The 11,063-nt window shown below is 44.3% G+C and carries 11 protein-coding genes; 3 read left to right on the top strand and 8 right to left on the bottom strand.

Annotation, left to right across the window (positions count from 1 at the left end; all coding sequences use genetic code 11):
* The coding region (locus HF312_18430) for a hypothetical protein (GenBank protein MCU7522199.1) at positions 1-698 on the bottom strand (698 nt) is incomplete at its 3' end.
* A 98-nt stretch (positions 699-796) separates the two neighbouring features.
* Positions 797-1,240, bottom strand: a complete 444-nt coding sequence (locus tag HF312_18425) for a hypothetical protein (protein ID MCU7522198.1) — start codon at positions 1,238-1,240, stop codon at positions 797-799.
* A 401-nt stretch (positions 1,241-1,641) separates the two neighbouring features.
* Between HF312_18425 and HF312_18420 the strand changes: the two genes are divergently transcribed.
* Both HF312_18420 and HF312_18415 read left to right on the top strand, forming a co-directional pair.
* A complete protein-coding gene (locus HF312_18420; protein MCU7522197.1) occupies positions 1,642-2,400 on the top strand; it encodes an SDR family oxidoreductase in 759 nt (252 codons plus the stop codon).
* 276 nt (positions 2,401-2,676) lie between these two features.
* Positions 2,677-3,705: a zinc-dependent alcohol dehydrogenase family protein gene (locus tag HF312_18415; protein MCU7522196.1), complete on the top strand. Its 1,029-nt coding sequence runs from the start codon at positions 2,677-2,679 to the stop codon at positions 3,703-3,705.
* Positions 3,706-3,832: 127 nt separating this feature from the next.
* Here HF312_18415 and HF312_18410 read toward each other — a convergent pair whose 3' ends face one another.
* From HF312_18410 to HF312_18385, 6 genes are read right to left on the bottom strand one after another with little or no spacing between them, the layout of a single operon-like run.
* Positions 3,833-4,582: an outer membrane lipoprotein-sorting protein gene (locus HF312_18410; protein MCU7522195.1), complete on the bottom strand. Its 750-nt coding sequence runs from the start codon at positions 4,580-4,582 to the stop codon at positions 3,833-3,835.
* Positions 4,579-5,853: an FtsX-like permease family protein gene (locus HF312_18405; GenBank protein MCU7522194.1), complete on the bottom strand. Its 1,275-nt coding sequence runs from the start codon at positions 5,851-5,853 to the stop codon at positions 4,579-4,581. Before HF312_18405 ends, HF312_18410 begins: the two co-directional genes overlap by 4 nt.
* Positions 5,850-7,028, bottom strand: coding sequence for an ABC transporter permease (locus HF312_18400; protein ID MCU7522193.1), 1,179 nt, complete (start codon positions 7,026-7,028; stop codon positions 5,850-5,852). The genes HF312_18405 and HF312_18400 overlap by 4 nt, the downstream gene beginning before the upstream one ends.
* Positions 7,029-7,032: 4 nt before the next feature.
* Entirely contained in the window at positions 7,033-7,734 is a 702-nt protein-coding gene (locus tag HF312_18395; GenBank protein MCU7522192.1) for an ABC transporter ATP-binding protein, read from the bottom strand.
* 17 nt (positions 7,735-7,751) lie between these two features.
* Entirely contained in the window at positions 7,752-8,867 is a 1,116-nt protein-coding gene (locus tag HF312_18390) for a hypothetical protein (protein MCU7522191.1), read from the bottom strand.
* Complete coding sequence (locus HF312_18385) at positions 8,867-9,472, bottom strand: TetR/AcrR family transcriptional regulator (GenBank protein MCU7522190.1); 606 nt, start codon at positions 9,470-9,472, stop codon at positions 8,867-8,869. Before HF312_18385 ends, HF312_18390 begins: the two co-directional genes overlap by 1 nt.
* A gap of 263 nt (positions 9,473-9,735) precedes the next feature.
* Here HF312_18385 and HF312_18380 point away from each other — a divergent pair, with 263 nt between their 5' ends.
* Complete coding sequence (locus tag HF312_18380) at positions 9,736-10,881, top strand: PAS domain S-box protein (GenBank protein MCU7522189.1); 1,146 nt, start codon at positions 9,736-9,738, stop codon at positions 10,879-10,881.
* Positions 10,882-11,063: the final 182 nt, after the last annotated feature.

The raw sequence follows: 11,063 nt of genomic DNA, 5'->3' as shown, positions 1-11,063 counted from the left end.
TAGCCTAATCCGAAACCCAGCCTAAGGCCGTAAATTCCCGGACTAATTGTATTTTCAAATATCGTTACTCTGACGGTAGCGCCATTATATTTAAATGTTGAAGGCAGGCAAATCTGGTACCCAACACTCCCAAATACGGTGAAATTGGAAATCTCACGGAACAAGGTAATGCCGGGAGTAAATCCTATTGTAATGCCGTCATATGTTACAGACTCCGATTCTTTTTGATCGAAAATCCGCCCGTAGGTTTTTAAGGTGTAAGAGGTCCAGATCAGTGATACTCCCAAATTCAGGCTCAGGTTTAATCTTCTTTTGGATTTGTAATTTTTTTCAATCATAATGCCGAAAGCATTGGAGGAAAGTATCTGATCGAAGCCGATTTCACCGGAATAATCCTCGTAGTGAATTCTGCCCCCGGTAGAAAATTGTTCGAAATACAGGCCGGCATTTACCTCCGATGAATCTTTTACAGGCATGAGAAACTGAAACTGCATGCCGAAATAAGGAGGAAAGGATTCAAGAGTCTCGGCCCCCACTCCGCGCAGATTTCTCTGCATATCCTGCTGCGCAGCTTTGAGGTCATTAGCAGCAAAAAAGTTATATGTAGCCTTTGCCCTGACGAAATATGACTTCTGGGCAAAAAGGTTCTTTGGCAAAGATAAAGCGCAAAGTATTATCAAAATGGCTTTTATTGGCATATACAGATTTCCGGTGTCTTAGTTACATAATTTAATTGTTTGCATAATCATTATACTGAATTGAAAGATAAGCAGCGGGTCAGCTATAGCCCGCATATTTAAATTGCATCGTGGTTATCGGTAAATATGTAAAATGAACGGCTGCAGACCAGGAATTCAGATCCTAATTTATCGGCAAGGCTGCCGCTGTAGGTACGTGCCCATACTTCCAGTCTCATGATGTGTTTGCCGTTGCTGAACTTCTCACTATGGAATGCCGGATACTTTTCCAAATTAGTGGATTCGCCAACTTTGACTGCGTCTATATAAAGAATAGCTTTTGAGAAGGTCCCCCCGGAAATATTGATTTTATATTTTAAGTCCACTGTTCCGGAAACATAAAGAGTATCGCTGACCGGATCAAGATTAATGGACATTTTTACATCCGGCACCGGAACGTTCACATAATTTTTTTCCTTTGGAGAATAAACCAGGTCGTCGCATGAATAGAAAAGCATTGCGGCAATTATTACAAAAAGGAATAGAGAGAGATAACTTTTCATAAGGCTGAAGGGAAATTATTTATTGATAGAACATTTCATCAAAACGGCCTCAAAAGTTAAAGAACTTTATTCCAATTTCCAATACCGGAGTCAGTTGGAATAAAGAGGAAGGAAGGCGGTGATACTTTCAGCGCTGATAACCCGTAAAGCACGGAATTATCAGTCATTCTTTGCGCGGTAGTGAAGAACAACTGTGCCCTTTTCGTATCTTATCATATCCATGAGTTCCAGGTTATGCGGCTTTCAAATAAATCTCTAAATCAGATATCTTATTTCAGTATAAACAATTCAGAGTTCCCTTTCAACATTGTCATGCATTCTTTTAGTTATTGAATATATAATATCCGGTTCATTGTTTTATAAAAAAGCATTTCAAAACTTGATAAGAAAGGAGAAGTGTTATGGGAAAACTGCAGGATAAGGTTGCACTGGTGACAGGAAGTTCACATGGTATCGGAAGTGCAATTGCAAGGCTGTTTGCAAGTGAAGGGGCAAAGGTTGTGCTGCACGGAAGGGACAAGGATGCATTGGCCTCATTAAGAAATGAACTATCGGACAAAGGCCTGAATGTAATTCACCTGAGGGCTGACGTGACAAAATATGACGAGATAGATTCCATGCGCCGGACAATAGAGCAGGAACTTGGTTATGTAGATATACTGGTAGCAAATGCAGGAGGAAGCCACACAAAGCCCATGGCTTTTGAAGAGATACCGGAGGACGGGTGGCGTGCATCCATTGAGGCAAACCTTACGGCAACGTTTCTTACAATAAAGAGTTTTCTTCCGGCAATGAAAGCCCGCAAGACGGGTAATATAATAACCATATCCTCTGCGGCAGCAAGGTATACAAGCGGAAAGTCGCCCGTGCCCTATTCGGCAGCCAAAGCGGGCATACAGGTTATGACAAAGCATCTTGCCTCTGAACTGGGGACTTGGGGCATAAGAGTTAACTGCATAGCTCCTGAAACAATAATGACTGAACGGAACAAGCAGTGGATATCAGATGATATGCAGAAGGAAATGGCCAAATGGCATCCTATTAAGAGGCTGGGCAGCCCTGAAGACGTTGCTCAGGCTGCACTTTTCCTGGCATCGGAAGAATCTTCATGGATTACAGGGGTCATTTTAGACGTCGCGGGCGGAGCTGTACTGGTTTAAGCTGAATCAGAGAAATTCTGTAAGTATTAAATATAAATAATGCCAGAATAAATATTCAATTCTTCCATTGATTCTTGGTGAAAATGCGGCAGAAAAGCTGAAAAATGTAATGAAAGGAATGGCTGAGAACAAGTTCAGGGTAATGCAGGCAGTTTTTCAAAAGTTATAATATTGCTTTCGGTCTGTCAGGGGGCATAAATCGGGAATTGTGGAGATTTCTGAAAATATATATAATCCAATGTGTGTGCATAATTTATTAAGAAAGGAGGTGTATGTATGGAAGCTTTGGTGTATCATGGAGCGGGCAAGCGTGCGTGGGAGCAGAAACCGGACCCGAAGATTATTGACCCCAAAGATGTAGTTCTCAGAATATCCAAGACGACCATTTGCGGAACCGACCTTCATATAATGAAAGGTGACGTGCCGACTGTGACAGACGGCCGCATTTTAGGGCACGAAGGCACGGGAATAGTTGAAGAGGCCGGAAAGGCAGTTGCAAATTTCAAAGCAGGCGACAAGGTACTTATTTCCTGCATTACAGCATGCGGGACCTGTTTTTTCTGCAAGAAAGGGATGTACTCGCACTGTGAAAACGGCGGATGGATACTGGGCAATACAATTGACGGCACACAGGCAGAGAAGGTAAGAATTCCTTTTGCCGATACGAGCCTTTATCACTTCCCGCCCAATGTGGAGGAGGAAGCTCTTGTAATGCTAAGCGACATATTACCTACAGGGTTTGAATGCGGCGTACTTAACGGGCAGGTACAGCCGGGAGATACTGTGGCCATTGTAGGCTCGGGACCGATAGGCCTGGCGGCGCTGCTGACATCGCAGTTCTATTCTCCCTCAGAAGTTATAATGATAGATATGGATGAGAACCGCCTTAAGACTGCAAAGGCATTCGGGGCAACAAAAGTTGTAAGTAAAAATGCAGTTGAAGAGGTTATGAAGCTGACAAACGGAAAAGGCGCCGACGTTGTAATTGAAGCCGTGGGCATACCCCCGACATTTGAAATCTGCCAGTCGATTGTTGCTCCCGGCGGTCACATTGCCAATATCGGCGTACACGGTAAAAGTGTTGAACTGCATCTGGAAAAGTTATGGTCGCATAATATCACGATCACCACGCGCCTGGTTGACACAGTAACAACTCCCATGCTATTGAAGGTTGTTTCATCAGGAAAGCTGGAGCCAGGGAAGCTTATTACGCACCGTTTCCAGCTTCGTGATGTAATGAAAGCATACGATACGTTTGGAAACGCGGCAAAAGAAAATGCATTGAAGGTTCTTCTGACGAATTAAAATAATTCGCCACAATTTCAGAGCGTCAGTCCCCTTTCCCGGGGAGCCGGCGCTCTGAATGGAGTCTACTTAGTGTCAACTTTGCAAACGGGCTTTACAGATCCCGCCGGCAAGAAAAAGGGTTTTGTTACTTCTTAAGTGCCGCCTTTGTAAACCGGGATTCAGGGATACTGATGTGGAAATCAATTGAGTCAATTATGTATTCAGTCCCTTCGCTGCCCGTCTGCATGAGGTCGCGGAAAGTCATCTTTTTTGGATACCAGCGGTTATCCACGCGCATTACTTCCGTAATCTCGCTCATCTTTAAGGGCTTGCCGCTTCTGGCATATCTTTCTTCTTTTAAGGGAAGCCATTTTTCCTTGTCGACCCAGAGTTTCCGGCTGTAGTATGTAACGTCTTCCTGTTTTGCCGTCAGTTCCACTACATAACAGTCCCTGCCCTGAAGTTTTTCCGAGCCTTTAAGTTTTGCATTATAAATGTCGGTAAGCTTTCTGTTTTCAGTAATATCCTCGTATGAAAGATCGGAGCCCATAACAGACTGTCTTAAAAGATGTCCTGAGATTGTGATGATCCTGTCGGTCGGTTCGGGAATATAATTCCAAATCTGGTCGCCCAGTTTGAGCATTTTTTTTCCTTTTTCACGCGGCGGGTCGGTATATTCCACAAAGGCCTTATCGCGCCCTTGTGTCCAGGTTTTTGCCTTAACAGACCGCGTTCCCGCCCGGCCATGAATGATCATTGTAGTCTGGCTTACAGCCTTATCGACTACCATGTTTTTATCTATCTGTTTTAATATATCCTCTCCTACGGGAGTCTGAGCTGAAATAATGCCGAGGGATAAAAATAATATTCCAATAATAGCTGTTAACGTTTTCATGCTTCAAGTTCCTTAAATAATTGTGCAGTCTGACGCTTAAAGATCTGTATTCCAGAAAGCGCCGTTCCAAGGGTTGTAGCAATAAGTCCCGGAACAAACCCTATATAAAAGCTTGCAGGGCTGATTCTTGCCCTTAGGACGTTGGACATCATAATTGATGAATTCCTAAGTGATCCAGAGATATCAAAGCCCGCCTGCTGAAAATAATATGCAATCAGAAGGCCTATAAAAGTCCCGATGAAAGATCCTGTAAGGCCTATCAGAATTGATTCATAAATGAGAGTTTTATAAATATGACCTTTTCTTTCACCAAGAGCCAGGCGGACACCAACTTCACCGTAGCGTCTAATGCCCGACATGAGTCCGGCATTAAGGAGTACGGCCGACATTGCAATGAGGAAAATTCCGACAATAATTAAACCCATGGAGTCAGCATATTTGATATATTCCCTCATTCCGTTCTGGTCCTCAAGAGTCAGCATCAGGGGTGAAAACTTATCTGAAGGTTTGGAGAATTTACGGTTAAAGTCCCCGGCAATATTTCCGGCCTGTTCAGATTCGTAAAATTTATTTCTGCTGTAGCCCAGAATTTCCCCTGCGCCGTCCGGCATCTCGAGAGCAAACTGTATATCGGACAGGTCTGCAATCATTGCGCCTTTATCCATAGCAGTAATACCGAAGGCCACAGTGCCAGAGACAACAAAGTTCTGCACAGCCATTGCCCCGCCGGAAGTTGTGGAAAGGAGTGTTATTTTATGGTTAAGCCCCACGCCCAGTTTTTTCGCAAAAGAATCGCTAAGGAGTACTTCGCCCGGTTTATCAGGGATACGGCCTCTGAGAAGAGCCTTCATTAGATTGAGGCGTTCAGCCTCATGGCTATTTTTATTGAAAAGGTCAGCTGCAATGCCGAAGACAGGGCTCTGTGATTTTGTTTCGCCGTTTTCATCCGGCACGTCCAGGAGTCCCGCAAATTTTATTCTGGGTGTCCATTCATAGTCAGGATAAGTTTTCTTCAGTGTACTTAGCAGGCTTTCAACAGAGGTAAGGGCAAGGTCATTCGGCAGCTGATTTTCCAGTTCGTGATAGGAAGCAGTCATAACCTTAAGGTGTCCGGAATCGAATCTGGCCGTGGAATCTATGAGGTCATTCATCATTCCGCTCATAAAAGAGTAAAGAAGCGTTGTAAGGAGTACTCCAAGAGCAACAACAATAATGGGGAAAAGGCTTCTATGGCGGTCGCGAAGCAACCCTTTAAATAAAAATTTAATCATGCTATCTTCCCCCTGAGAGCGTCTGTGGGTTTAAGCTTTGTAATTCTGCGTGTGGGCAGAAAGCTTACCACAACAACGGAGACAAAAAGGATTAAACTTGTAATAACATAAAGCTGAAGGCCGTATTTAGGATACAAAACCGCCCCGATGGAAATACCCGCCTGCCCTGCCACCTGAGGAACATTAAGTCCCGTTCGGGCAAAATATGCGAGTAAGGGTATACCGTATGCAGCGCCTGCGATCAATGCCAAAATGCCAAGGAGGCAGCCTTCCAGTGTAAAGAGCATAATTACATTCCACCTGGTCATACCGAGTGCCATGAGTGTACCCATTTCCTTTCTCCGCCTGAAAATAGCAAGGACCTGCGTGTCGAAGACTGCAAGAAGAGCCATTCCGAGAAGGAGTATAAACATGAATGAAGCCGTGGTTTTTTTCTGCTGAACGGTGTTATTAAGGTCCTTAAGAAGATAATCGTGATTCTTAAAGGCCCAATCGGGCCCTCCTGAAGGATAAAAGCTGATATTTTTCTTCAGTGTTATGATAGTTGCCTCATCAGGCGCGCGGTACATTTTCTGCAGCGAATTAAGAGGGACCCAGATCTGATCCCGGTCGATGGACTGAACATCTGTATTCATTACCTCAACGATTCTGACATCTGCGGCGTCAAAGGTCCCGTTTATGTTCTTCCACCTGATGCTGAGGTAGTCGCCCGCCTGCAGACCCATGCTTTCTGCCATTCTTGAACCGATTAGTCCCGGAATTGAAGCCGTGTCGCTGTCTTTCAGCAGCCAAGTTGGCATTTTTACTATTTTCTGCATAGGGTCTATTCCCTTCAGGAGAGCCGATTGTACATGCCCTTTCGGGAATATTGCAGCGCTAACAATAAGAACCGCCGCGGCATTCCCATTTTTAATTTCGTTCTGCAGGTTTTCAGGAATTTTCGAGTGTGAATTTTCAATTGAGAAAGGGTCATAAGGGTCATAGTTCTTCTGGAAGAACTGTCCGCCCCCGATTTCGGAATCGATAATTGCGTCTTTGACCTGCTGGAGCATGCCGTCGTAAAGGCCTTCAGTCATAACTATCATTACAAAGGCAAACGAGAGGACAAACACATTCAGCCAGGAACGAAGTCCCGCATGGGTAATATTTCTGAAAGCTAATTTTAATATTAACATAATATCATTCCTTTGTCAGACTGAGGTCGTCAATAATCTTTCCATCACTAAGCACAACTTTTCTTTTCAGGTAGCCGATCACTTTCTCGTCGTGTGTGGCAAAGATGAACGTTGTATTCAGTTCCTCGTTAAGCCTAAGCATCATTTTAAGGATATTATGGGAATTTGCCGCATCGAGGTTTGCCGTAGGCTCGTCGGCAAGGACCAGCCTTGGAAGTTTAACCATTGCTCTTGCAACCGCAACCCTCTGGCTTTCGCCGCCTGAGAGCTGATTCGGTTTTGACTTTGCCTTACCCGAAAGGCCTACCCATTCGAGGGCTTTCATAACAGCCTCTTCCCTTTCCTCTTTGCTTTTTTTAAGAAGAAGGAGCGGAAATTCCACGTTCTCGAAGACGGTATAGACAGGCAGAAGATTATATGTCTGGAATATGAATCCTATAGATTCATTCCTGAGGAGGGCAGCCTCAGCCTGGCTTAGCGCATTCACATTTTTATCCAGCACCACTGCTTCCCCATGCGTGGGGTTATCCAGAGCGCCAATGATGTTCAGAAGGGTTGTTTTTCCGGATCCGCTTGGTCCGATGAGGCCTGTAAATTCACCGCCGCAGACTGAAAGGTTAACGTTATCCAGGGCCCGGAAGAACTGTTTTCCCATTGTATAATCTTTGACTAAGCTGCGTACTTTTATGATCTCAGAATTCTGCATTGAATATTCCCCATGGTTCAATGATTAAAAACTACCATTAGCTGTAATCCGTAGCCGGCAGCAGGCATAGACCTGCTCATAAAGAGACTGCCGGAAGATTCAGGGTAATGAAAAAGAGCAAGATTTATTATAAAATTGTCGTATGTCCTCTGAAACTGATAATACTGGTAGAGTTTCTTATCGGAATAGCTATAATACTCCTGCAGGGCAAGGTTGTCCAGTGTGCCAATCGGATAAGTAGCCATAAGGGCCGAGACGTGGCCTTCGCTGCTGAGGGAGGTAATCTTGTCCGAGGAAGCAGAGTACATATGTTCAAAAAGGAAATAGATCCCGTTTCCCAGAGGGAATGTATAATCGCCTCCAAGAGTAAGGAGCTTCAGCCATCTGAAGCCGGGAAGAGCGGCCCTGGAATTCTGCAGTACCGATTCAAACCATAGCCCAACGCCAACATCCCATCGCCCATCCAAGGCATAGCGGTTTTCCCTGTAGCTATAAGTGCCCTCTTCAGCCTCTCTTGAATGGATTGTTGCCGCAACCTCGCCCAAAGGAACGGGCAGCTGCACTCTTCCGCCAAACTCAGGAACATCCCTGCGGCTTTGGAAGGCTTCAAAGCCCTTAGGACTTTTATTGCCGTACAGGGCCCAGAGCCAAAGGACCGAGTTATCCATAAAGCTGTACTTGTATCTGAGGCCGTATACGCCTTCGGTCAGTTTCAGGGGGTCGCGCGGGTCAACGCTGTCGAACCACATCAGGGCGCGCAGAAGCTGTGCAGGGCCAAAATTTATTTTCTGCAGTCCCGCCTGGATTTCCGACTGGGGGCCTGTATAGCGCAGAATTGCCCTGTAAAGCTTTGCGTTGTAAGTGCTTGAATTTATGTCGGTTGCAAAATAGGAGTTAAGCAGAACCTCGGCATTAAGAAGATGGTCTTCATTTAAGTTATAGGAATAGCTTAGCTGCGGTATGTAGCGCAGTCCCAAATCCTTTTCCCACTTATCCTGTAGTCTTATGCCGGTTCCCCAGCCCGAGAGCTGCCCTTTGAATTCCAGGCTCTGTGCATTTACTCTGCCAAGAAGCATAAGCACAGCTATAAGCGCCAGAGCCGTATCCATTTTATTTACATGGTAGCCGGGCATTACTTTTGTGCCTTTTCAAGCGGCAGAATACCGCAATAAAAGAAATTATTGACTTCCAGAGAAAAATCGGTCACACTCGGATAGAGTTTGACCAGGTCCTGATTTTTAGCCATTTCCAGGAGCTGATTGAGTACGGCAATTAAGAACTCAGGCTTTATATCGCGCCTTACCTCACCTTTTTCCTGGGCCTTTTTTACAAAATCAATAAACACGGCAACACTTTTGTGATAAAATTCCTTAATAAAAAGCGCCAGGTCCCCTTCAGGATTAACATATTCGGCAAAGAATTCCAGGCTGAGTTTTTGAGAGTATTCTTCCTTAAGTTTCAGCAGCAGGAGTATCTTTTCATTAAAGGGTACCTCCATTTCCATCACTTCGCGCATAATTCTTTCCGATTCCCTGAACCATGTTTCCATCATAAATTTTATTAGTTCATCCTTATTGGCAAAGTACTTATAGAAAGTCATTTTGCTGACAGAAGCCCTCTGGCAGATTTCCTCAATTGTCACGCGGCGGAAACCGTATTTCTGGAACAATTCCTCGGCAGTTGAGAATATCTGCCGGAATTTCCTGGGCTTATCGGTTATTTGTGATACAAATGGCATGTTTATCTATACGTTTTTAATAATTATTTACTTATTTCGTACAAAATTTACATTATTGTATATTAATTAGCAATATTAAATTGAAGAATTCTTATTCTTCTGCTTTTTAATTTTTACTTTTTAAATTTTAATTGATGTTCTTTTTCCCTTGCAAATAGGATAGAGTATCTTTATTTTAATTGCGGATTTGAGCATTATTGAAAGAGGGTAGTTTCAGTTAAATTCCTGCCTTTGGCAGCATAAATTTGAAAGAAAGACAAATAATGCGTTCAGAGATAAATAACATTAACGAAAATCTCACCGGATTTAGCGAGCTTAAGGAAAGTTTAAGCGACACTTCCTATGAGCTGGCAAGCCTTAAATTCGCACTGGATGAAGCAGCAATTGTTGCAATCACAGACATTAAGGGTACCATTACCTATATCAACAAAAAATTCTGCGAGATCTCAAAATACAGTCCGGAAGAGCTCATTGGGCAGAATCACCGCATAATAAACTCAGGTTTCCACCCGAAGGAGTTCTTCAGAGATATGTACCGTACCATTGCAAACGGCAGGGTATGGAAAGGGCAGATTAAAAACCGGGCTAAGGACGGGTCATACTACTGGGTGGATACCACAATTGTCCCCCTTACAAACCGTGAAGGAAAGCTATCAAAATACCTGGCAATAAGGTTTGATATAACAGCGCAGAAACGAATTGAAGAGGAGCTGGTTAAGGCTTTGCTGGACGTTGAGCAGTCCAACAGCGAGCTTGAACAGTTTGCCTACATCGCCTCGCATGACCTTCAGGAGCCGCTGCGCATGATCGGCAGCTATTCGCAGCTTCTTACAAGACGTTACGAGGGAAAACTGGATGCCAAGGCCGACCAGTATATCAACTATATAACTGAAGGTGTGCAGCGTATGCAGACCTTAATTAAGGATCTTCTGCATTACTCCCGCACAGCCACGAGCAAGGAAGACATGCAGACTGTGGATTTGAATATTGTAATGACTGAAGTTCTGACCGACCTTAAAGTTGCAATTGAAACGAGTCATGCCGATATAAAAGTCAGTCCCCTGCCCCCTCTAAAAGCAAATCACACGCAGGTCCGACAGCTTTTCCAGAATCTAATAGGGAATGCCATAAAGTTCAGAGGAGACGAGAGCCCGGTAATTGAGGTCAGTGCACAGGAAGAGAGTGAAGTCTGGCAATTCAGTATAAAAGATAACGGCATAGGCATTGATCCCGAGTATTCGGAGAAGATATTCATGCTTTTCCAGCGTTTAAACGACAGGGAAAAATATCCTGGCACCGGTATCGGTCTTGCGGTCTGCAAAAAGATAGTTGAGCGCCACGGGGGGAAAATCTGGATAGAATCCGAAGCGGGCAAAGGCACGACCTTTTTCTTTACGATACGTAAGTAGTCCAAGGTGCTGCAGCCCGGGTGCAGGCAGGGCCGACGGAAAGTTAAATAGCTCAGGGGGCAGGAGCATTGTCTCCTGAGCTTCCATATCTTTAAAACTGCAACAATTCCCTTTTTTTTGAGTCATTATTTTATTAAAATTGCTAATTAAAAAACGCAAGGATAGAAAAATCCGATGTCTTC

Source organism: Ignavibacteria bacterium (assembly GCA_025612375.1).
Classification (GTDB): Bacteria; Bacteroidota; Ignavibacteria; order Ignavibacteriales; family SURF-24; genus JAAXKN01.
Note: the sequence above shows the minus strand (reverse complement) of the source record. Positions and strands in the feature narration are given on the sequence as shown.